The following is a 22,180-nucleotide window of genomic DNA, read 5'->3' as shown; positions in this document are numbered from 1 at the left end:
AGGTCGGTTGCAGCTTTTCTTATTCTTGCACTGTTTTCTAGTCAATATGATCATTCCATCAATTTTCCACTTTTTAATCCCAAGTCTCAACATTGATGATAAAATACGACAAGCCAGCCGAGAGTGGTATGCATCAAAAACCATCCATACTGATACTCAGCTGGGATTTTAAGCGGATACACTTCAAATTTTAACCATGAATGTGCAGCTTTTCAATGACATCGCTCTTTCGGTCATCAATTTCATCACCTCGGGCGTCACTGCCATCACAGGCGTTGGCGGCGGCATTGTTTTAATTGGGATTATGTCGATGTTTATGGCAGCAAGCATCATCATTCCTGTGCATGGCGCAAGTCAGCTTGCCAGTAACGCCAGTCGTGTGTGGTTTGGGTGGCAAGATCTGCGCTTGGATTATATGAAGGAGTTTTTGATTGGGGCGGTGTCCGGTGCCATCGTTTTTGGTGTGGCGGTGCGTTTTGTGTCTTTGGAGCTGATTCCGCTGTTCATCGGCATTTATATTTTGCTGATGCAATGGTCGAAGACCTTTGATAGGCTGCTAAAAAGAGCCAATAATTTTTATACCATCGCTTTTATCTAGATTGGCACAGGGCTGTTTGTGGGGGTGTCAGGATCCATGAGCATCGCACTGCTCAATAAAAAATACGACAATAACAACACTGTCGTCACCACAGGCGCACTGATGGCGACCATCATTCACAGCACCAAGCTCATTGTTTATGGTATTTTTGTTTTTTCATTTTTGGCGCATTGGCGGGTGATTGTGATGATGGTGGTGTTTGCCACGCTGGGGTCTTGGGTGGGCGTAAGGCTAATACACATCATTCCTATCCACTGGCTCAAAGCGCTACTGCCTTGGAGTTTGACGCTCATTGCCATCAAAATCATCTATGATACCGCCGTCAAGCTTGGCTGGATTTAGGGTATTTTTTAAATAAATGTTGGTTATGAGAGATAATTTTTTGAATTTATGTCAAATTTCAGTTATTATAATTAAGAATAAATTTAGGCGAAAATGCCTGTAAAATCAACGTCTAGGCACTTGATAATTGTTTGTATAATGATAACCACTATCAAGCACTTATGACCTCACATGGAGATAAAGCTATGTCGCAAATGCTAACTGAATACAGAGCCCACGTCGCTGAGCGTGAAGCGCTAGGCGTGCCACCACAGCCATTGACCGACGCACAGACAGCAGATCTGGTAGAACTACTAAAAAACCCACCAGCTGGCGAAGAAGAATATTTGGTTGATCTATTAGAGAATCGCGTACCAGCAGGTGTTGACCAAGCTGCCTACGTTAAAGCTGCTTTCTTGAACGCTATTGTTAAAGGTGAAGCAACTTCACCACTAATCACCAAAGAGCGCGCAGTGTATCTACTAGGCACGATGCTTGGTGGTTATAACGTAGCTCCACTGGTTGACCTACTAGACAATGCTGAGCTTGGCGGATTGGCTGCTGAAGCACTTAAGAAGACTCTGCTAGTATTTGATGCGTTCCATGACGTAGAAGAAAAAGCCAAAGCAGGTAATGCCAACGCCAAAGCGGTATTGCAGTCTTGGGCGGAAGGCGAGTGGTTCACAAATCGCCCAGAAGTCCCCACCGAGATGACCATTACTGTATTTAAGGTAACAGGCGAGACCAACACAGACGACCTATCGCCTGCCCAAGATGCGTGGAGCCGTCCTGACATCCCACTACACGCCAACGCCATGCTAAAAAATGCCAGAGACGGCATTAACCCAGAAAAAAATGGCGAAGTTGGTCCACTAAGCCAAATCAAAGACCTAATCGCTAAAGGCAATCCTGTTGCCTACGTGGGTGACGTTGTGGGTACAGGCTCTAGCCGTAAATCAGCAACCAACTCAGTACTATGGTTCTTCGGTGACGACATTCCGCACATCCCTAACAAGCGTGACGGCGGTGTGTGTCTAGGTGGTAAGATCGCTCCGATTTTCTTCAACACCATGGAAGACGCTGGTGCGTTGCCTGTGGAGATTGATGTTACTGACATGAACATGGGCGATGAAGTTACCCTAAAAATCGACCACGCCACCGCAACTGTTACTGCATTCAAAAACGGTTCGCAAATCGCCGAGTCTAAACTAAAAACTCCTGTACTATTAGACGAAGTACGTGCTGGCGGTCGTATCAACCTAATCATCGGTCGTAACCTAACAGGTAAGGCTCGTGAAGCACTAGGTCTAGAGCCATCTACTTTGTTCCGCACCCCAGATCAACCTGCTGACACAGGCAAGGGCTTTACTTTGGCTCAAAAAATGGTTGGTCGTGCATGTGGTCTGCCAGAAGGTCAAGGCATTCGTCCAGGCACCTACTGCGAGCCTAAGATGACTACTGTTGGTTCACAAGATACCACAGGTCCGATGACTCGTGACGAGCTAAAAGACTTGGCTTGCCTAGGCTTCTCATCCGACCTAGTGATGCAGTCGTTCTGTCACACCGCAGCTTATCCTAAGCCGATTGACGTGGTAACTCATCATACGCTACCTGATTTCATCATGAACCGCGGTGGTGTGTCTCTACGCCCAGGCGATGGTGTTATCCACTCATGGCTAAACCGCATGCTACTACCTGATACTGTAGGTACCGGCGGTGACTCACACACTCGCTTCCCGATTGGTATTTCATTCCCAGCGGGTTCTGGTCTGGTGGCGTTCGCTGCCGCAACTGGTGTGATGCCACTTGACATGCCTGAGTCTGTACTTGTCAAGTTCAAAGGCAAAATGCAACCTGGCATCACGCTTCGTGACCTAGTACATGCTATCCCTTATTATGCAATCCAAGCAGGCGACTTGACTGTTGAGAAGAAAGGTAAGAAAAACATCTTCTCTGGCCGTATCCTAGAGATCGACCTAACCGAGATGGAAAACGACCTAACTGTTGAGCAAGCATTCGAATTGTCTGATGCATCTGCCGAGCGTTCAGCTGCTGGCTGTGCGATCACGGTATCAGAAGAGAAGGTGGCTGAATACCTACGCTCAAACATCGTCATGCTAAAATGGATGATCGCCGAAGGCTATGGCGACGCTCGTACCCTAGCTCGTCGTGCTGAGAACATGCAAAAATGGTTAGACAACCCAAGCCTGCTAAAAGCCGACGCTGATGCAGAATACACTAAAGTGTATGAGATTGACCTTGCCGACATCAAAGAGCCAATCCTATGCTGCCCGAACGACCCTGATGATGCCAAATTGCTATCAGAAGTGGCTGGCGATAAGATTGATGAAGTATTCATCGGTTCGTGCATGACCAACATCGGGCATTTCCGTGCCGCAGGTAAGCTTCTGTCTGAAGTACCAGCAGGTAGCTTGACCACTCGTCTGTGGATTGCACCACCGACCAAAATGGACGAACGTCAGCTTATGGACGAAGGGTACTACAACACTTACGCCCAAGCAGGTGCCAGAACCGAAATGCCAGGTTGCTCGCTGTGCATGGGTAACCAAGCTCGTATCGCTCCTAACTCTACAGCGGTTTCGACCTCTACTCGTAACTTCCCGAACCGTCTAGGTCAAGGTGCAAACGTATACCTAGCTTCTGCTGAGCTTGCGTCTGTCGCTTCTGTACTTGGTAAACTGCCAAGCGTGGAAGAGTACATGGCGTATGCAGGTAAGCTTGAGTCTATGGAGGCCGAAGTGTACAACTACCTAAACTTCGACCAAATGAGTGAGTACACCGAAAAATCAGACAAAATCAGCGTGGCACAGCTTGCCTAATCTGATTTGATTAAAAAAACACCGTCAAGCGATTGGCGGTGTTTTTATTTGAGTGTATTTTGAGCAATCTTTTTTAGATTTTGATCATAAAATCCTTGCCAAATACCCCCTGTGTGTTATAATTTGCCACTTTTTGAATTTTAATGAGTTTACATTTGTTCTATTAAATTTAAAAGTATTATTGCCGTGCAAGCGGTCAAATCATTATTTATGATTACTCTTGCAAAACTGGTGTGCAATGGATTTTCATTTTTCCTTTATGGTCCATTGAACCACACGCCGAACGTCATGACCTTGTTAAACCCAAATTTTAGTTGATAAATTGGGTTTGGGTTTAGGGATGCAGTCATCAAATTTTCATATGTGATTGATAAGATTGAGATTGTATTCATAGGTTTTTCTTTTAACCCTTATCTGAGATGGTAATCCGATATGAGCGTTCATTCTGTAAATCATGCCCCAACAGCCCCCAAAGACGGTGCAACCAACGACTACTATCTGACTCGTCAAAACGAGATGGAGTCAAATGTTCGTAGCTACCCACGCAAACTCCCCCTAGCCATTGCCAAAGCACAAGGGTGCTGGGTAACTGATGTTGAGGGCAATGAATACCTTGACTGTCTGGCAGGTGCTGGGACACTTGCCCTAGGACACAATCACCCTGCCACCATCAATGCCATTAAAGACGTGCTAGAAAGCGGTTTGCCACTGCATACCCTTGACATCACTACGCCAATCAAAGACGCATTCACCGAGAAATTACTCTCCTTTTTCCCAAAAGATTTTGTCTTGCAGTTTTGTGGTCCAACAGGGGCTGACGGTACAGAAGCTGCCATCAAGCTTGCCAAAACCTACACAGGGCGTGATAATGTCATCGCATTCTCTGGCGGTTATCACGGCATGACGCACGGCTCACTTGCCATGACAGGCAACCTATCCGCCAAAGAAAAAGTGGGCAATCTCATGGCGGGCGTGCAGTTTATGCCTTATCCGCACGAATACCGTTGTCCGCTAGGGCTTGGTGGCGAGGCAGGCGTGGACGCTTTGACTTATTATTTTGAAAACTTCATCGAAGATGTAGAAAGTGGTGTGGTAAAACCCGCTGCCGTTATCCTAGAAGCCATTCAAGGCGAGGGTGGTGTCGTTCCTGCTCCCAAAAAATGGCTCCAAAAGATTCGTGAAGTTACCGCCCGCCACGACATCGTACTTATCCTAGACGAAGTGCAAGCAGGATTTGCTCGCTCTGGCAAGATGTTCGCCTTTGAACACGCCGAGATTGTCCCTGATGTGGTCGTCATGTCTAAGGCGGTGGGCGGTGGTTTACCCCTTGCCGTGCTTGCCATTAACAAAAAGTTTGACGCGTGGCTACCTGCTGGGCATACAGGTACATTCCGTGGCAATCAGCTAGCCATGGCGGCAGGCTATAATGTCCTAGAACAAATCACCAACAATAACCTTGCCGAAAACTCACGCATTCAAGGCGAGTTTTTGCGTGATGAACTGCGTAAAGTGGCACAAGAATTCCACTGTATCGGTCATGTGCGTGGATGTGGTCTGATGACTGGTATTGAGATTGTGGACGAGCGTAAATCTGCCGACCATATGGGGTCATACCCTGCCGACAGTGAGCTTGCGGTCGCTATCCAAAAAGCGTGCTTTGATAATAAGCTGTTGTTAGAGCGTGGTGGTCGTGGCGGTACGGTGGTGCGTTTGCTGTGTCCGATTACCATTACTCGTGAAGAGTGTGAGCAGGTCATCACTCGCTTTAAAAAGGCGGTGGGCGAAGCGATAAAAGCGGTGCGTGGCTAGGCGTTAATTGTCATTTAAAAATAAAGGCGTGCTAAATGGTACGCCTTTATTTTTTGCCAGAAATGGGCTTTATGTTTATCAAACAATTTGTTAAAATAAAAAATTTTACTTGACACTTGCTATGGAAAATCGCAAAATGAACCAACCAACCAACCAACCAACCAACCAACCAACCAACCAACCAACCAACCAACCAACCAACCAACCAACCAACCAACCAACCAACCAACCAACCAACCAACCAACCAACCAACCAACCAACCAACCAACCAACCAACCAACCAACCAACCAACCAACCAACCAATAGCCTAAAAACTGCCCATAATACCGACTTTTTTGGTGAAAAATTAGCCAAACTTCGTCAAATTCTGCCTGAAATTTTTAGCGAACACGCCCTAGACCTAGAAAAACTCAAAACCCTACTGGGCGACCACCCTGCCCAAAACGAACGCTATGGCTTAAATTGGGCAGGCAAATCAGCCGCCTATCAAGCCCTACAACGCCCCACCCACAACACATTAGTCCCTTGTCCTGCCGAAAGTGTGGATTTTGATACCACGCAAAACATTTTTATTGAAAGCGATAATTTAGAAGCGCTAAAAATCTTGCAAAAATCCTATGCAGGCAAAATCAAGATGATATACATTGACCCGCCTTATAATACGGGCAATGACTTTATTTATCACGATGATTTTCGCCAATCCAAAAAAGACTATGACATTGCCACAGGCGATAGAAATATCAATGGCGAATTGTTAAAATCCTTTAAAAAGAACAGCAAAGACAATGGACATTATCATTCTAATTGGCTAAATATGATGTTGCCACGCCTACATTTGGCACGCACGCTATTAGCCGATGATGGTGTGATTTTTATTAGCATTGATGATAATGAACAGGCTCAATTAAAATTATTGTGTGATGAGATTTTTGGAGAGGAAAATCTTATTACTCAAATTGCTTGGCGTAGGACAGATAATCAACCAAATATTGGGAATATTGCGAAAGTAAAAGAATATTTATATTGCTATGCTAAAAATTATGATAACTTAACACTTGGTAAATTATCCTTAAGTGAGAAAGCATTAAAAGAGTATCGTTATTCTGATGATACGGGATTATTTCGTAGAAAAATTTTATTAGATAAAACTCGTGGAAGACATCATTATGAAGTAAGAACAATTTCAGGAAATATTTTAACTGGACCGTGGATGATAAAAGAAGAAGAGTTTAAAAAACTAGATGAACAAGGTTTGATTTATTGGACAATGGGCGGAGATGAACAGCCTTATGGTAAATTGTATTTAACAGATAGTAAAGGTCAAATTCCAAATGACTTCTGGGGTATTGAATATGGTACAAATCAACGAGCTAGTTTAGAAGTAGAAAATTTATTTAATGCAAGGTATTTTGATTTTCCAAAACCAGTATCATTGATACAAAATTTATTAAACATTGGAACCAATAAAAACTCAACAATCCTAGACTTTTTTGCAGGCAGTGCTACCACCGCCCACGCTGTCATGCAATTAAACGCAGAAGATGACGGCAATCGTCAATTTATTATGGTGCAATTACCAGAGCTTACTGATGAAAAATCTGAAGCCTATAAAGCGGGTTTTAAAGCGATTAGTGATATTTCCAAAGAACGCATTCGCCGTGCAGGGGTAAAAATCAAAGAGCAAAATCCCAATAAAACCCTTGATACAGGATTTAAGGTATTTAAATTAAGTGATGGTAATTTTAAAGCGTGGCAAATTGACGATGACGACATATCCAAGCAATTAGAAATGTATATTGACCCCTTAAAAGATAATGCCAATGAAATAGATATCATCTATGAATTGCTATTAAAAATGGGTTTAAAATTAACGGCGGATATTAAATTTGATAACGGCGTTTATTGGCTAACTTGTGAAAATAAATCGTACGCCGTTGTACTAAATTTGTTATCCCAAGATGATTTTAATGCCATTATTGCCAAAAAACCCACCAAAACCGTTGTCTTAGATAAAGCATTTTTAAATGACAGCGAAAAATCCAATGTGATTTTGCAATTTAAAGATGCTGGGCTAAATTTTGAAAGCATTTAATAAGGGGAATAGGCAATGCAAATCCAATACGAACATTTAGATTATCAAAAACAGGCGATTGATAGTATTGTGAATTTATTTCAAGGCGAAATCACACATCATCAAGATGATTTTAGCTTGTCGGATAAAGGCAATATGCGTGTGATTGCCAATGAATTATCATTATCCAAAGATGATATTTTTGATAATTTAAAAAATATCCAAACGCAAAATCAGCTTTCTTTATCTGACAAATTGGATAATTTGTATTTTAGCGTAGAAATGGAAACAGGCACAGGCAAAACTTTTGTTTATTTAAATACCATTTTTGAACTGAATAAACGCTATGGCTGGCGAAAATTTATCATTGTTGTGCCAAGTGTTGCTATTCGTGAAGGGGTATTGCAAACTTTAAATAGTACAAAAGACTATTTTAAAGATGAGTTTCATTCGCCCATTTATCATTATTACGAGTATAGCGGACAAAAAGCAAATGCCTTAAAGCATTTTGCGACAAGCACAAATATTGAAATTTTGGTGATGAATATTCAATCTTTTGAAAAAGAAAGTAATATCATCAATCAGCAGCGAGAAAATGGCGTGTTAATGGATTTGATTCAAGCAACAAACCCAATCATTATTATTGATGAACCACAAAATATCAGCAGTGATAAACGCAAAAATGCCATTGAAAATTTAAATCCATTATTTACGGTTGGGTATTCAGCAACGCATAAAGAAATTATCAATAAAGTATATAGCCTAAATCCCGTGCAAGCATTTGAAAAGAATTTGGTAAAACAAATTGTCGTCAATTCTGTGGTGTCGCAGGATAAAAATAATGCTTTTATTGAATTAAAAGAAGTCATCAATAAAGGCGGATTAAAAGCCAAAATACTTATTGATGTTAATGGAGAAAAGCAATTAAAAAGAAAGACTATTACAGTAAAAATGGGCGATGATTTATATGAAAAATCAAAACAAAATCCCAACTATCAAGGGTTTATGGTTACAGGCATTGATTTAGAAAACAAAATAGTTAGATTTTCTAATGGCGTAGAAATTGTCCATGGCGTAAATTTGGATTATCTAAAAGATGATATTATGAAACAACAAATTCACGCCACAATTAAAGCACATCTGCAGCGTGAAAAGCAGCTAAATCCATTGGGCATTAAAGTATTGTCGCTATTTTTTATTGATAAAGTGGAAAATTATCGCACTAATGCACAAGGCGAATTGGGGAAATTTTATGAGTGGTTTGAAGAATTGTATCAATTAGAAACAGGGCAATCAGCAAGTGGCGTACATAAAGGCTATTTTAGCCAAGATAAAAAAGGCAATGCAAAAAATAGTAACGGCACAACCAAAGATGATAACGATGCTTATGAATTGATTATGAAAGATAAAGAACGCTTACTATCCTTTGATGAACCTGTGCGATTTATTTTTAGTCATTCGGCATTAAAAGAAGGTTGGGATAATCCCAATGTTTTTCAAATTTGTACGCTTAACGAAACCACATCTACCATTAAAAAACGCCAAGAAATTGGGCGTGGACTTCGTTTACCTGTCAATCAACAAGGCGAGCGGATTTATGATGAAAAAATCAATATTTTGACCGTGATTCCTAATGAAAGTTATGAGCAATTCGCCAGCACTTTACAGCAGGAATATGTTGATGATTGCGGTGTTAAATTTGAAAAATCACTTGTAAAAGATGGTAGAAAAGAACGCACGGTAACTTATCGTTTGGATGCGTTTACCGACCCACTATTTTTACAAATTTGGGAGCGTATCCGTCAAAAAACCAAATATCGTGTTGCATTTGATAGTGATGAATTGATTAAATTGGCAAGCCAAGCATTAAACAAAATGCCAGCCATTGCCAAACCAAAAATTGAAATTAAAAAAGCACGACTGATTCAAAACAGTGAAATGGGCGTACAGACAGAAGAAATTTATTCTGATTATCAGTATTTGGACAAAAAAATTGCCATACCTGATATTTTAAAGGCATTGCAAAATAAAACGGGATTAACTCGTCAGACTTTGGTAGAGATTTTAAGGCAATCTGGTAGAATTGATGAGATTAAAAATAACCCACAACGCTTTATTGAAATTGTGGCAGAAATCATCAATAACGAACTGTACGATTTGATGAAAAACGGCATTTATTATCAAAAATTAGATGAAATCTATGAACAAAATCTGTTTGAGACTTATCAAATTTATACCAATCAATACACCTTTGATGTGAATAAAATGGATAAAACCATTTATAATGGTGTGCTAGATTTGGATTCAACCACCGAGCATCAGTTTGCAACCGATTGTGAAAATTATGATGAGCAAGTGGCGTTTTATTTTAAATTACCCAAAAAGTTTAAAATTCCAACACCGATTGGTAATTACAACCCAGATTGGGCGGTAATCATGCGTAAAAATGGCGAGCAGGTTTATTTTATTGCTGAAACCAAAAATACAGGCGATAATGTACAAGATGGCGTGGTTTTGGACAAATTACGACAAAAAGAACAATTCAAAGTTGCTTGTGCCAAACGATTTTTTGAAATAAATGATGAAGTAGGCTATCAAGTGGTGCAAAAAATTAATGAATTAACCGAAAATAATAAGGTGTATTAAATGATGCAAATATGCTAAAATAAAGAATTTTTACTTTTAGGATGTAGCCATGCCAACTTTTGAACAACACCGCCAAGCCCTACTTTGCAATGACAGCCAGTCAATCGCCGACTATGAACGTGCGATGACGGACGCTGTCAAAGCGGTAACGGCATGGCTTAAAAACGACAAAATGTACACAGGCGGTAGCATTAAAGAGCTACGTTCGAAAATCGCCTTTAACCCTGCCAAAGAAGGCTTGGGTGTGGATAAGGCGTTGGAGCGACTGGTAGAGCTATTTTTAAACAAAAGTTTAAAAGTTCATCATCCCCATTCGCTCGCTCATTTGCATTGTCCAACCATGGTAGCATCGCAAATTGCCGAAGTGCTGATTAACGCCACCAACCAATCTATGGACTCGTGGGATCAGTCGCCAGCAGGCTCACTGATGGAGGTGCAGCTGATTGACTGGCTTCGCCAAAAGGTCGGCTATGGCTCAGGGCAGGCAGGCGTGTTCACATCAGGCGGTACGCAGTCTAATTTGATGGGCGTGCTGTTGGCTCGTGATTGGGCGATTAGCAAAAATTACCAAGACGACAACGGCAAAGCGTGGTCAGTACAGCGTGATGGTGTGCCAAACGATGCGATGAAAAAAGTTAAAGTGCTATGCTCGGAAAATGCCCATTTTAGCGTACAAAAAAACATGGCGATGATGGGCATGGGCTTTCAATCAGTGGTTACCGTGCCTGTCAATGACAACGCCCAAATGGATACCAATGCCCTAGCCGACATCATGGCGGACTTGCACGCCAAAGGCAACATTGTGGCGTGTGTCGTGGCAACGGCAGGAACGACCGACGCAGGGGCGATTGATGACATCAAAGCAATCCGTGCCTTGTGCGACAAATTCGGAGCATGGCTACATGTGGATGCGGCGTGGGGCGGTGCGTTGATACTGTCTAATGAATACCGTCATCTTTTAGATGGCATTGAGCTGACCGATTCGGTAACGCTTGATTTTCATAAGCATTATTTTCAAAGTATCTCTTGTGGGGCGTTTTTGCTCAAAGATGAGGCGAACTATCGCTTCATGCACTATGAGGCAGAATATCTTAATTCAGCCTATGATGAAGAACATGGCGTGCCAAACTTGGTGTCAAAGTCTTTGCAGACAACACGCCGCTTTGATGCGTTAAAATTGTGGTTTACAGTGGAGGCATTGGGCGAAGAGCTTTATGGTTCAATGATTGACCACGGGGTGAATTTGACAAAAGAGGTGGCGGATTATATTCGTAATACAGACGGCTTGGAGTTACTTGTTGAGCCACAATTTGCCTCTGTGCTGTTTCGTGTCGTGCCAACTGGTTATCCTGATGAGTTTATTGATAGCCTAAACCAAAATGTCGCTGATGAGCTGTTTGCCCGTGGCGAGGCGAATATTGGTGTTACCCGTGTGATTGATGCCAAGCAAGATGTTCAGTCGTTGAAAATGACGACGCTAAGCCCGATTGCCACGCTGGGCGATGTTCAAGCACTGCTTGCCCAAGTGCTTGATGAAGCAGAGCGCATCAAGGACGACATCAAAGACGGCACCTACACACCACCCATTGACTGACCGAGTGAAGCCTGCCATCTACATCGGCACAGGTGGGTACAGCGACACCGATTTGATTGGTACGCTGTACCCGCACCATGCCAGACCGAGTGATTTTTTGTCTTATTATGCCAATCACTATGACTGTGTCGAGATTAACAGCAGTTTTCATGCTCCCATTGGACGAAAAGCCTTGCTTGGTATGCAGCACAAGGCGGCAGGTCGACTCAAATTTTCAATAAAGCTGCATCAGTCTTTTAGTCACACTCGCACGGCAACCGCCCAAACAGCCAAAGAGTTCTTGCAGACTGTGATGCCCTTGGGCGAGCATTTGGCACCCTTGCTGCTGCAATTTCCGCACAGCTTTCAAAGACATCCAGCCAACCGCCGTTATTTGGGCGAGCTTGTCAAATGGTTCGCTGGTTATCCTTTGGCGATAGAATTGCGTCACCCCAGCTGGCACATCATGCCAGTGTTCGAGCATTTTTTGAATTCGCCTGACCTCATTTGGGTTAATGCCGATTACCCCAAAGGCATTGGTCTGCCGAACACGCCTTTTTGGTCAAGTCATCGTACCGCTTATTACCGCTTGCACGGCAACAATCATCGCTGGTGGCATGAGACGACTGCCAAAGCCCGTCATGACTACCGTTATGGTGAGAAGGGGCTTGATGTTATTGCTGGCAGCATTGCAACGAATGAGCAAAACTTTGATGAAATATTTATTTATTTTCAAAACACCACCAACGCCCACGCTTTTTATGACATTAAGACATTAAAGCACAAGCTTTTGGCATTAGGACTGGACGCAAAATCGCCCCATCTGGTGGGGCAGGGCGACTTGTTTTCATGAATTGCAAAAGATACCGCTCAAAACAGCCAAATTGAACCGAGTATTTGACTTATTGGTTCTGAAACCAATAATTGGCACTGGTTTTGGCTTTTTCGATGTCTTGGGAGGATAAATTTAAGGCAAGTTGTCCGATTTTTGATTGGGCTTTATGTTTGATGTTGGCGTCGAGCATACCATCTCGGCTTGATAAATCGTACCATTTGTAAGCATCAACGAAGCGTTTTTCACGCTCATCAAGCATGGCGAGTGCATAGCTGGCACGATTGTCACCTAAGTGAGCGGCCTTTTCTAACCATTTGCGAGCCTCATCCATGTCGGCTTGCACACCCTCGCCACGCAAATACATCAGACCCAAATTGAGCTGGGCAGGCGAAGCATTCTGCTCGGCAGCACGAGTGTACCAGTAGGCAGCGGTGCTGGGGTCTTTGGCAACGCCTTGCCCTTTTTGTAGGCGCTTGGCCAGAAAAAACTGGGCGTGCTGGTTGCCTTGCGATGCCTTGATGGTCAGACTGCTGATGTCCATGTCCTCAAACCCCCCATCGAAGCTTGTGACAATCGTGGTGGTCCTGGCGTGAGCGACAGACGCACCGAGCGTTGCCAAAAGTAGGGCGGTTTTGAGCATTTTCATGAGACCTCCAAATCAAGAATAAAAATTTGACTTCTATCTTAGCATTTCGATGAATAAAGTTCAATCAACCAGATGTTACAAAAAATGCCTACGGTCAATCGTGAATCACTAAGACGTCTCTTGGCTTTTGGTGATACGATACACCGCCACATCAGCCAGTAGGTTTGGTGCGTATTTGACAAGCTTGTGCATGAGCTTGTTTGGCAGATTGGCATCATCATTGATGGCGACCGTGTCTAAGATGGTGATGCCACTGTCTTGGCACAGCCGCTCAAAATCTTTGAAAGTACAAAGATGAATGTTAGGGGTGTCATACCACTGATGTGGCAGAGTCTCACTCATGGGCATGATGCCCTTGATGCCCAAGGACACTCGGTTTTGCCAATAGGCAAAATTTGGGAAAGTGACGATGCCTTCTTTTGCCACCCTGAGCATCTCATTTAGGAGGATTTGGGGATTTTTGACTGCTTGTAAGGCACGAGCCATGACAACCGTGTCAAAGCTGCCATCGGCAAAGCGAGCCAAGCCATCATTTAGGTCTTGTTCGATGATGTTTAACCCCTTGGTGATGCCTTGATTGATTTTGTCTGGGTCGATTTCAAGTCCATAACCCGACACGCCCAAGCGATGTTTTAAATGTGCCAGCAGCGTCCCATCACCACAGCCTAAGTCCAGTACACGGGCGTTGGGGCGTATCCATTTTTCGGCAAGTTGATGGTCGATGTTATTCATGATGCTCCTCGTCGTGGCGGTCATGGGTTTTTTGTGGGTGTTTTGGGGGAAGATTGTGATTTGGGGCGGATAAAAACCCCTTGATAGCATTGACATAGCGTGGAATGTCAAACAAAAACGAGTCATGACCATGCGGTGCATCGACATTGATGAAGCTGACATCTTTGCCACCAGCGATGAGTGCGTCGACGATTTCGATGGAGCGTTCTGGTGAGAATCGCCAATCAGTGCTGAATGAGACAATCAAAAACTGGCATTTGGTGCGAGCAAGCGTCTGTTGTAAGGCGGTTTTTTCGTCCAAGCCGTCAGGGGTGTGGTCTCGTGTGGGGTCGAAATAGTCCAAAGCCTTTGTCATGAGCAGATAGGTGTTGGCATCAAAGTTTTTGCTGAACCGCTCGCCTTGATAACGCAAATAGCTCTCGACTTGAAACTCGACATCATAGCCATACATGAACTTGCCTGACTTCAAATCACGCCCAAATTTTGCCTTCATGGCATCTTCGGTGATGTAGGTGATGTGCCCAACCATGCGAGCTAAGACGAGTCCTCGCCTTGGGTAGGTGCCGTGACTGACATATGAGCCACCATGAAAATCAGGGTCGGACAAGATGGATTGGCGTGCCACTTCATTAAAGGCGATGTTCTGGGCGGACAATTTTGGCGTGCTGGCGATGATGACGGCACGACCCAAGCGGTCAGGATAGTCCACCGACCACTGCAACGCCTGCATACCGCCCATTGAGCCGCCAACGATGGCGTGCCATTTGTCAATGCCCAGTTTGTCAGAGAGCATCACCTGCGTTTTTACCCAGTCTTTGATGGTGATGAGTGGAAAGTCAGCCTCCCACAGCTTGCCTGTGTCTGGATTGATGGTGGTGGGTCCAGTTGAGCCATGACATGAGCCAATGTTGTTTAGGCATACCACAAAAAACTCATCAGTATCAATCGCCTTGCTTGGACCAATCAGAGCATCCCACCAGCCTGCTTTGGTGTCGCTCTCACTGTGATAGCCTGCGGCGTGGTGTGATCCTGATAGAGCATGACAAATCAAAATGGCATTTGATTTGTCGGTATTTAGTGTCCCATAGGTTTCGATGACAAGTTCGAATGATGGCAAGATTCGATTGCATTCTAATTGCAGTGGTTCATCAAAGTGTAGTGTCTGGGGTGTGACGATGCCCACCGATGTGGGGTCTAAAAGGGTGGGTGTGTTATTATCTTGTTCGCTCACGATCGTTCCGTGCATTGTTGTTTTTGTGAATAAAATAAATAGGTGTCAGCTAATAACTGACACCTATTTATTTTAGCATAATTTTGACAAAAATTCTTGTCGCTAAAACACCAAACTCTCTACACCAGACTAACGATAATCCGTCAAATCCACCATCGTATCACAGTAATGCCGTGTCAAATCGTGGTCATGACTCACCATAACCAGTGTGCAGTTTTGGGTGCGACAGGCGTGCGTGAGTAAATCTAATGTGGTTTTTTGGGTGATGGGGTCTAGGCGGTTGGTAACTTCATCGGCAAACAGTAGCACAGGTTTCATCATCAAAGCTCGCATGATGGCAATGCGTTGAAGCTCGCCCCCTGAGACGCTCTCGCTTGTACGGTGCAGTAGGTCAGGGTGGAGCTGTAAGGCTTCCATGAGCGGGGCGATTTGGCTTTTATCAAGATGATGACGCTTGACCACGTCATTGATGAGTGTGCCGAGCGTGATGTTTTGGGCGAAAGCGGACGGTGGGTCTTGGTAGAGTTTTAGCACTTGGTGGCGTTTGGGTTTGGTGTGCCATGTCATCACCCCTTTGGATGGATTGATAAGCCCGCAAATGGCGTCCCCCAGCGAGCTTTTGCCGATACCGCTATCGCCGATGAGTCCCACCGCTTGCCCTGCATGGAGCGTGATGTTTAGCCCACTAAACAGCTCTTTGTTGCCACGACTGATGGCCACGTCTTTTAAGGTCAAAAGGGGCTTGTCAATAGGTGCGATGTCCGCCTTTGTCCATGTGGCAGGGTTGGCACTCATCAGCTCTTTGGCGTAGTCGGATTTGGGATTTTGTAGGACATCGGTGGCTTGCCCTTGCTCTAAGAGCTTACCTTTTTTCATGACCATAAGCAGGTCGTTATCAGTGCTTAGACGGTTGGCGACTTCGATGTCATGCGTGATGGTCAAAAGGCAGCCGCCTTGTTTGGCGACTTGGGCGAGCATGTCCACGACAGCGATTTTATTGGTGTGGTCAAGCCCTTTGGTGGGTTCATCGGCGATAACCATGTACGCCCCACTCACGGTGGCAGACGCAAAGGATGCACGTTGTGCCATGCCCCCTGACAGCTCATGCGGATAGTAGTCTTTGGCGTGGGCTAGCGAGAGTTGCTCTAAGGTGCGTAAGGTGGTGTCTTTGGCGGCAGAGTCATCGGTTCGTTTGACAAAATGCAGACTTTCCCAAATCTGGCGAAACACCGTCATGGTGGGGTCAAGCGAACGCACTGGCTCTTGGGGGAGTATGGTCAAATCACGCCCCCACAGCTTGGCAAATTGATGTTCATCAAGTTCGCCTTGTCCGTCATGGAGCGTTTTGCCGTTGATGAGAATTTGTCCTTTGACTGTCAAGCCCTTAGGCAATGCCCCCATGACCGCTCGGGCAAGCAGGCTTTTGCCCGAGCCTGTCTCACCTAAGATGGTCAAATTTTGCCCCTTTTTTATGCTAAGGCTAATGGGCTCGACTAAGGTAGCACCGTCTGTGGTGTGGACAGATAAGTTATTGATTCGGATTAAGATATCTGGTGATGGTTGGGTATTTTGCATGACTAGCCGTCCTGTTTGCCTGATAATAATTGAAATGAAAGCACGAGTAAAAACACGGTGATAATCGGCAAAAAGAACACCAAAGGCGCTTCATAATAATAAGGAAACAGTTCGGTCATCATCAGACCCAGCTCGGCGGTCGGCGGTTTAAGACCGACATTGACAAAGCCAAGCGTGGCAAGGGCTAGCACCGCATTACCCGCCCCAAATGCCGAGAGTGTCCACATGACAGGGGCGAGCCGTGGCAGATAGTGGCGTTTGATGATGTACCACAGCCCCATGTCCATGAGTGTACTGGCTTGTACTTCGCTTGATTTGCGTAGGTTTAGGCTCATCGCACGGGTCATCTTAAAAAACTCCACCCACATGACAAGTGATACGCCCAGATACAGCGACCAAAAACTGTTGGGGGCGATAGATGCAAACAGTAGGATAAACAATAAACCGGGCAACGCCATGATACAATCACAGATAAAGTTAAAAAACTTATCCAAAATCCCCCCAAAAATCCCCGCCAGCAAGCCAAACAGTAGCCCAAAGATGAGCGACACCCCCACCGAGCCGACAATGAGCGAAAAAGACAAGCGAATGGCGGACGCAAGGCGAGCCATCATATCACGCCCTAGATGGTCAGTACCAAAGGGGTGTTCGCCACTGGGGGCAGATAGGATAACATCTAGGTTTTGCAGTGCCATGTCATGGGGGCGTATGAGTGGACTACCATAGGCAAAGATGAGGAGTGCCGCCAAGATGATAAGTCCGATAAGCTGAGTGGGGGTTAGGTTTTTTAAGTATTTCATCATAATATTGGCAAATTGATACCGGAGTTTGGCAAATGCTGATAAGGTTTAGTGAGCTTCATAACGGGGGTCAATGTAGCGATTGATGACATCCAAGACGGCGTTTAACACCACGAACAGTCCACCCATGACCAAAGCCGAGCCTTGTATCATTGGAATGTCTCGGGCGATGATGGCGTGAACTAGGGCGTGACCGATACCCGGCCATGCAAACAGGCTTTCCACGATGACCACGCCTTCGATGAGATAGATGAGCTGTACCCCATGATAGGCGACAATGGGAATGGCAATGTTACGCACGCCATGTCGTCTAAATGCCTGCCAAGGGCTTAGCCCCTTTAATTTGGCAAATTCATAAAATATAGAGTCAAGCACTGCCACTGCCGCATTACGACTGACCCGAATGGAGACCGCCGACAGACCTAAGGCGAGTGTGAGAGCAGGTAGGATGTAGTTAATCGGCTTGCCGTAGCCGATGGCAGGTAGCCATTTTAAATGCACCGCAAAAATGGTGATGAGTAGCACGCCAATGATAAAGGCAGGGGAGGAGCGGAGCAAGGTGGCGATAAATAAGGTAAAACGGTCAAAGACCCCATTAGGTCGCAGGGCAGAGAGTATGCCTATCGGTGGGGCGATGATGAGTGAGATAATCAAAGCGACAAACGCCAGCGACAGCGTGTGTCCAAACTGGTGGGCTATCTCTTCCCACACGCTTGCCCCACTGACGAGCGAGTCTCCCAAATCCAAGCGGAGCAGGTCGCCAAACCATGCTATATACTGCTCATGCCACGGCAAATCAAGCCCCAGTTCGGCTCGCACTTGGTCGGCAGAGCTTGCGGTGACTTGGTCGTAGCCATAGCGAGACGCAGCGATACGATACGCCATGTCGCCGGGCAGGCTTCGCATAAGAACAAAGGTCAAAGTGCCGACCGACCAGACGACCAAGAGCAGTTGGATAAGCCGTGATGTGAGTAGTTTTAGCATAATGATATGGTTACCATAAACTTAGGTATAAAGCAAATTAAGAGAGCCAAAAACAAATCAAAGAGCGATGGTGTGTCGCTCTTTGGGTTATCATGGCGTAGTATTACCATTTAAGCTGATTTAGGTTGTATTTACGCTCAAAGGGGTCAAGGGTCAAGCCTTGTAGCGACTTGTGAGCGGACGCACTTTGTTGGTAGTACACGACAGGGATAAGCGGACGCTCATCTGCCAAAATGGTAGCGACTTGTTTTTTGAGTTCATCTCGCTTGACATCATCGGCTGTGGTGGCGATGTCATGCAAGGCTTGGGTAAGCGTAGAGTTTTGGTAATTCATCACGCCCCAGTCGCTGCCTTGTGGGCTTAGGTCGGATTGTAGTGAAGCCAATGGGTCTGGGGTGTTGCCGTAGTTACGAGCGTACAGAGCCATTTGCAGTGAGCCGTCTTGATGAGCCTTGGGAATCTCTGATGAGTTGGTGATATTAACTTGTAAATCCACACCGATTTTACGCCATTGGTCTTGTAAGGCGGTGGCGATAAGCGGTAACTCCGGGCGGTCGGAGAACGTGATGAGCGATATGGTAAAGGGCTTACCGTCTTTTTGTAGCACGCCATTTGCCCCTTCGGTAAAGCCATTGGCGAGCAGTTTGGCTTTAATGTCAGGATAATCAGGGGTGGATTTTGCCACGCCTGCCTGCCAACCGCCAAACATGGGCGGTAGTAGCTCATACGCTCCCGCATCGCCAATGCGTAGCACCGATTTGGCAATGGCTTCACGGTCTATGGCATCAGATAGGGCTTGACGAGTGGTCTTATCGGTAAAGAGCGGATTGGCGATGTTCATCTTAATGACAATGGTGCGAGCGAGCGTTTGGGTTGCCACTTGTAGGTCGCTGTTGTTTTGTAGGCGTTTTAGGCTGGCACTGTCTAGGGTGTACACCAAATGGTCATCGCCACTCTCGACAAGCAGGGTGCGAGTCTCACTGCGAGAGTTGGCAAGGTAGTTAATGCGACTGATGTGGGCTTTTTGTCCCCAATAGTCGGCATAAGCGGACTGCTCAATCTTTTGTGGTGGCTCAACCTTATCCGCCTGATACGCCCCTGTGCCGATGATTTTGGTGGCTTGCCCTTCGTCATCAAAGGAAGCTGGGGCTAGGATAATGGCAGTGGCGTGTGTCAAATAAGACGGTAGGGTGGTCAAAGGCTCAGCAAGAGTGAATTCTACCGTTTTATCATCAACTGCCTTGATAAGCTTGATATTAGCACTTTCTAGGGCGGTGGGCTTGTTTAGGGCGAGCGTTAGGCTGTTTACCACTTCTTTGGCGGTCATGGGTGTGCCGTCATGGAATTTGACATCATCACGCAACGTAAACACCCATGTTTTGCCGTTGTCGGCTGTCTCCCATTTTTCGGCTAGGGCAGGGATAATTGCCCCTGCCTCGTCCACGTCTACCAAGGTTTCGCCGATACCCATACGCTGATAGACAAAGCCTGACGTGCTAGGGTCGGCATTGGTAATCTCCCAAGGGGTAACGACCGTGAGTGTCTTATCGCTCGTGGCAGGCGTGGCATTGTCTGTGGTGGTAGTTGCCTTGTCGTCATTGCCGCAGGCGGTCAAGCCGATAAGCGCGATGGCAAGGGCGGTAGGGCGTAGCCAAGTGTTGGTTTTCATAAAAATATCCTGTAAGAGTATAAAAAATTTGGCTTATGTTATTCTATAACAAGATAAATTGCAAGCAGAATGCGATGCTACTTAACAATGCAAATAAGAATATTTTTTATCTATAAAGTCGTTAATTGATAAAATTAACTGCTATTTTTGTCAAAAAATGCTAAACTAAGTCAAATTTTTAAATGGTAAACATTCATGAAAACCGCCATTATTCTTGTGAACTTAGGTACGCCAGACGAGCCCACGCCTCAAGGTGTGCGCCGCTATTTGCGTGAGTTCTTGTCCGACACTCGTGTGATTGAGATTCCGCCATTCATTTGGCAAATCATCCTAAATCTATTCGTATTGACCACACGCCCCAAGCGAGTGGCTCATGCTTATGAGAGTGTGTGGACGGCAGACGGTTCGCCGCTGCTTGCAATCCTAAAACAGCAAGCTGCGTTACTACAAGACAAACTCATCGAAAATGGCACGCCAACCCCTGTGTTCCCTGCTACCACTTATGGTAATCCGAACATTAAGCATGTGATGAAGGAACTTCAAGATAAAGGCTATGATGACTTTATCGTCTTCTCTCTTTATCCACAGTATTCGGCGACCACTACGGCAGCGGTATTTGATAAGGTAGCGGAATACTGCATGGATAAGCGCAACATGCCTGCCATTCAGTTCACGCGCGATTATCATGATCATCCGCTGTATATCAAGGCGCTTGCGGATAGCATTCGCAAGTTCTGGGCGGAGCATGGACGAGCTGATAGACTATTAATGAGCTTTCATGGCATTCCTAAGCCCTATGCAGATAAGGGCGACCCCTATGCTGAGCAATGCCGTAAGACTGCCGTGCTGGTCGCCAGCGAGTTAGGATTGGGCGCTGATGAATGGGCGGTGAGTTTCCAGTCACGTTTCGGCGCGCAAGAGTGGCTTAAGCCCTATACCGATGAGCTGCTTGGTGAGTGGGGGGCTAAAGGGGTGTCTGTACAGGTGCTAAGTCCTGCTTTCTCGGCTGACTGCTTGGAGACCTTAGAGGAGCTCGCGGCGGAGAACCGTGATAACTTCATGAATGCAGGCGGTAAGTCTTACGAGTATATCCCTGCGCTGAACACCGATGCGCTGCACATTGAGCTGATGGCGGATGTGGTCGGACGATATTTATAATAAAGAAAACCTGCTAAATTTGGCAGGTTTTCTTTATTATACGTCGGAATTTAGGCGAATGGAGGGCAAATGCCAATCAAAGCGAATCGCCAGCATTCGAACCCCGACGATGGTAACGAGTGTTAAGGTGTCTTGAATGACATCTGATGCGCCAATTTGCCCAAGTGTAAAATACAGCAAAGCGCCCGTGATGCTTGCGCTGATGTAGATTTCTTTTTGTAGAACGAGCGGAATCTCATTACAAATCATGTCGCGCATGATACCACCGGCGATGCTGGTTAAGACCGCCATCATCACAGCGATCATCGGATGCGCCTCGAGTGCAAGTCCGACTTTGAGCCCGATCACGCTAAATGCCGCCAACCCGATCGCATCGAAGAACTTGAGCGTCCAATCGATTTTTTGATAATAATTAAAAAATACCTGGCAAATAAGGGATGTCAATGTAATCACGATGACATAGTTCAAATCAGTCATCCAGAATAGCGGATGGCGATCGAGCATGACGTCACGAATCGTACCGCCGCCGATGGCATTCACCATGGACACCAAGATACAACCAAAAAAATCAAACTTCTTATGCAGCGCCAGTGTCGTGCCTGCGATCGCACATGCCACCACACCCACCATATCCAGCAGGTAAATCATAAAATCAGGCGTGATGTTCTCAAAGATAATATTCAGCATAAC

The 22,180-nt window shown here is 45.4% G+C and carries 18 protein-coding genes; 10 read left to right on the top strand and 8 right to left on the bottom strand.

All coding sequences use genetic code 11. The annotated features are described in order from the left end of the window. Nucleotides 1–196 precede the first annotated feature (196 nt). The 9 genes from DYD54_RS11600 to DYD54_RS07845 all read left to right on the top strand — a co-directional run bounded on the left by DYD54_RS11600 (nucleotide 197) and on the right by DYD54_RS07845 (nucleotide 12,713). On the top strand, nucleotides 197–598 hold the full coding sequence (locus tag DYD54_RS11600) for a TSUP family transporter (protein WP_218563652.1): 402 nt from the start codon (nucleotides 197–199) through the stop codon (nucleotides 596–598). Between the two features lie 18 nt (nucleotides 599–616). Further along, a complete protein-coding gene (locus DYD54_RS11595; RefSeq protein ID WP_218563651.1) occupies nucleotides 617–940 on the top strand; it encodes a hypothetical protein in 324 nt (107 codons plus the stop codon). A 194-nt stretch (nucleotides 941–1,134) separates the two neighbouring features. After that, entirely contained in the window at nucleotides 1,135–3,759 is a 2,625-nt protein-coding gene (locus DYD54_RS07870) for a bifunctional aconitate hydratase 2/2-methylisocitrate dehydratase (RefSeq protein WP_063515019.1), read from the top strand. 432 nt (nucleotides 3,760–4,191) lie between these two features. After that, nucleotides 4,192–5,568 (top strand): diaminobutyrate--2-oxoglutarate transaminase, encoded by a 1,377-nt coding sequence (locus DYD54_RS07865; RefSeq protein WP_063514451.1) that lies wholly within the window; start codon nucleotides 4,192–4,194, stop codon nucleotides 5,566–5,568. 136 nt (nucleotides 5,569–5,704) lie between these two features. Continuing rightward, nucleotides 5,705–5,881 carry a PT domain-containing protein gene (locus DYD54_RS11980; RefSeq protein WP_440589616.1) on the top strand — a complete coding sequence of 59 codons (177 nt, stop codon included), beginning with the start codon at nucleotides 5,705–5,707 and terminating at the stop codon, nucleotides 5,879–5,881. Between the two features lie 230 nt (nucleotides 5,882–6,111). Beyond that, the gene (locus tag DYD54_RS07860; protein ID WP_063514450.1) at nucleotides 6,112–7,662 is read left to right on the top strand and encodes a site-specific DNA-methyltransferase; all 1,551 of its coding nucleotides are present in this window, start codon (nucleotides 6,112–6,114) and stop codon (nucleotides 7,660–7,662) included. A 15-nt stretch (nucleotides 7,663–7,677) separates the two neighbouring features. Beyond that, nucleotides 7,678–10,287 (top strand): restriction endonuclease, encoded by a 2,610-nt coding sequence (locus DYD54_RS07855; protein ID WP_063514449.1) that lies wholly within the window; start codon nucleotides 7,678–7,680, stop codon nucleotides 10,285–10,287. Nucleotides 10,288–10,336: 49 nt separating this feature from the next. After that, nucleotides 10,337–11,881 carry a pyridoxal phosphate-dependent decarboxylase family protein gene (locus tag DYD54_RS07850; protein WP_063514448.1) on the top strand — a complete coding sequence of 515 codons (1,545 nt, stop codon included), beginning with the start codon at nucleotides 10,337–10,339 and terminating at the stop codon, nucleotides 11,879–11,881. Beyond that, nucleotides 11,820–12,713 (top strand): DUF72 domain-containing protein, encoded by an 894-nt coding sequence (locus DYD54_RS07845; protein WP_084260669.1) that lies wholly within the window; start codon nucleotides 11,820–11,822, stop codon nucleotides 12,711–12,713. The genes DYD54_RS07850 and DYD54_RS07845 overlap by 62 nt, the downstream gene beginning before the upstream one ends. 49 nt (nucleotides 12,714–12,762) lie before the next feature. Here the strand turns inward: DYD54_RS07845 and DYD54_RS07840 are convergent, their stop codons facing one another. The 7 genes from DYD54_RS07840 to DYD54_RS07810 form a co-directional block, all read right to left on the bottom strand. Continuing rightward, nucleotides 12,763–13,341 (bottom strand): tetratricopeptide repeat protein, encoded by a 579-nt coding sequence (locus DYD54_RS07840; protein ID WP_063514447.1) that lies wholly within the window; start codon nucleotides 13,339–13,341, stop codon nucleotides 12,763–12,765. Nucleotides 13,342–13,449: 108 nt separating this feature from the next. Beyond that, nucleotides 13,450–14,073 carry a methionine biosynthesis protein MetW gene (gene metW, locus DYD54_RS07835; RefSeq protein WP_063514446.1) on the bottom strand — a complete coding sequence of 208 codons (624 nt, stop codon included), beginning with the start codon at nucleotides 14,071–14,073 and terminating at the stop codon, nucleotides 13,450–13,452. Next, a complete protein-coding gene (gene metX / locus DYD54_RS07830) occupies nucleotides 14,066–15,304 on the bottom strand; it encodes a homoserine O-succinyltransferase MetX (RefSeq protein ID WP_084260668.1) in 1,239 nt (412 codons plus the stop codon). The genes metW and metX overlap by 8 nt, the downstream gene beginning before the upstream one ends. A 129-nt stretch (nucleotides 15,305–15,433) precedes the next feature. Next, nucleotides 15,434–16,879, bottom strand: a complete 1,446-nt coding sequence (locus DYD54_RS07825) for an ABC transporter ATP-binding protein (RefSeq protein ID WP_063514444.1) — start codon at nucleotides 16,877–16,879, stop codon at nucleotides 15,434–15,436. A 2-nt stretch (nucleotides 16,880–16,881) separates the two neighbouring features. Continuing rightward, the gene (locus DYD54_RS07820; RefSeq protein ID WP_218563650.1) at nucleotides 16,882–17,682 is read right to left on the bottom strand and encodes an ABC transporter permease; all 801 of its coding nucleotides are present in this window, start codon (nucleotides 17,680–17,682) and stop codon (nucleotides 16,882–16,884) included. Between the two features lie 45 nt (nucleotides 17,683–17,727). Next, complete coding sequence (locus DYD54_RS07815) at nucleotides 17,728–18,663, bottom strand: ABC transporter permease (RefSeq protein WP_063514443.1); 936 nt, start codon at nucleotides 18,661–18,663, stop codon at nucleotides 17,728–17,730. A gap of 103 nt (nucleotides 18,664–18,766) precedes the next feature. Next, nucleotides 18,767–20,332, bottom strand: a complete 1,566-nt coding sequence (locus DYD54_RS07810) for an ABC transporter substrate-binding protein (protein ID WP_063514442.1) — start codon at nucleotides 20,330–20,332, stop codon at nucleotides 18,767–18,769. Between the two features lie 195 nt (nucleotides 20,333–20,527). Between DYD54_RS07810 and hemH the strand changes: the two genes are divergently transcribed. After that, nucleotides 20,528–21,490 carry a ferrochelatase gene (hemH, locus tag DYD54_RS07805; RefSeq protein ID WP_063514441.1) on the top strand — a complete coding sequence of 321 codons (963 nt, stop codon included), beginning with the start codon at nucleotides 20,528–20,530 and terminating at the stop codon, nucleotides 21,488–21,490. A 36-nt stretch (nucleotides 21,491–21,526) separates the two neighbouring features. Here the strand turns inward: hemH and DYD54_RS07800 are convergent, their stop codons facing one another. Continuing rightward, nucleotides 21,527–22,177 carry a trimeric intracellular cation channel family protein gene (locus tag DYD54_RS07800; RefSeq protein WP_063514440.1) on the bottom strand — a complete coding sequence of 217 codons (651 nt, stop codon included), beginning with the start codon at nucleotides 22,175–22,177 and terminating at the stop codon, nucleotides 21,527–21,529. Between the last annotated feature and the right edge of the window lie 3 nt (nucleotides 22,178–22,180).

It is taken from the genome of Moraxella ovis, from assembly GCF_900453105.1.
GTDB classification, from domain to species: domain Bacteria; phylum Pseudomonadota; class Gammaproteobacteria; order Pseudomonadales; family Moraxellaceae; genus Moraxella; species Moraxella ovis.
The sequence above is the reverse complement of the archived record's forward strand: the minus strand, read 5'-3'. Positions and strand labels throughout refer to the sequence as shown.

Excerpts from the sequence above, each read along its gene's own strand:
- hemH (WP_063514441.1), top strand. The coding sequence starts at position 20,528 with ATGAAAACCGCCATTATTCTTGTGAACTTAGGTACGCCAGACGAGCCC.
- DYD54_RS07825 (WP_063514444.1), bottom strand. The coding sequence starts at position 16,879 with ATGCAAAATACCCAACCATCACCAGATATCTTAATCCGAATCAATAAC.
- metW (WP_063514446.1), bottom strand. The coding sequence starts at position 14,073 with ATGAATAACATCGACCATCAACTTGCCGAAAAATGGATACGCCCCAAC.
- DYD54_RS11980 (WP_440589616.1), top strand. The coding sequence starts at position 5,705 with ATGAACCAACCAACCAACCAACCAACCAACCAACCAACCAACCAACCA.
- DYD54_RS07865 (WP_063514451.1), top strand. The coding sequence starts at position 4,192 with ATGAGCGTTCATTCTGTAAATCATGCCCCAACAGCCCCCAAAGACGGT.
- DYD54_RS07845 (WP_084260669.1), top strand. The coding sequence starts at position 11,820 with ATGAAGCAGAGCGCATCAAGGACGACATCAAAGACGGCACCTACACAC.
- DYD54_RS11600 (WP_218563652.1), top strand. The coding sequence starts at position 197 with ATGAATGTGCAGCTTTTCAATGACATCGCTCTTTCGGTCATCAATTTC.
- DYD54_RS07820 (WP_218563650.1), bottom strand. The coding sequence starts at position 17,682 with ATGATGAAATACTTAAAAAACCTAACCCCCACTCAGCTTATCGGACTT.
- DYD54_RS07810 (WP_063514442.1), bottom strand. The coding sequence starts at position 20,332 with ATGAAAACCAACACTTGGCTACGCCCTACCGCCCTTGCCATCGCGCTT.
- DYD54_RS07840 (WP_063514447.1), bottom strand. The coding sequence starts at position 13,341 with ATGAAAATGCTCAAAACCGCCCTACTTTTGGCAACGCTCGGTGCGTCT.
- DYD54_RS07850 (WP_063514448.1), top strand. The coding sequence starts at position 10,337 with ATGCCAACTTTTGAACAACACCGCCAAGCCCTACTTTGCAATGACAGC.
- DYD54_RS07870 (WP_063515019.1), top strand. The coding sequence starts at position 1,135 with ATGCTAACTGAATACAGAGCCCACGTCGCTGAGCGTGAAGCGCTAGGC.
- DYD54_RS07800 (WP_063514440.1), bottom strand. The coding sequence starts at position 22,177 with ATGCTGAATATTATCTTTGAGAACATCACGCCTGATTTTATGATTTAC.
- DYD54_RS07855 (WP_063514449.1), top strand. The coding sequence starts at position 7,678 with ATGCAAATCCAATACGAACATTTAGATTATCAAAAACAGGCGATTGAT.
- DYD54_RS07815 (WP_063514443.1), bottom strand. The coding sequence starts at position 18,663 with ATGCTAAAACTACTCACATCACGGCTTATCCAACTGCTCTTGGTCGTC.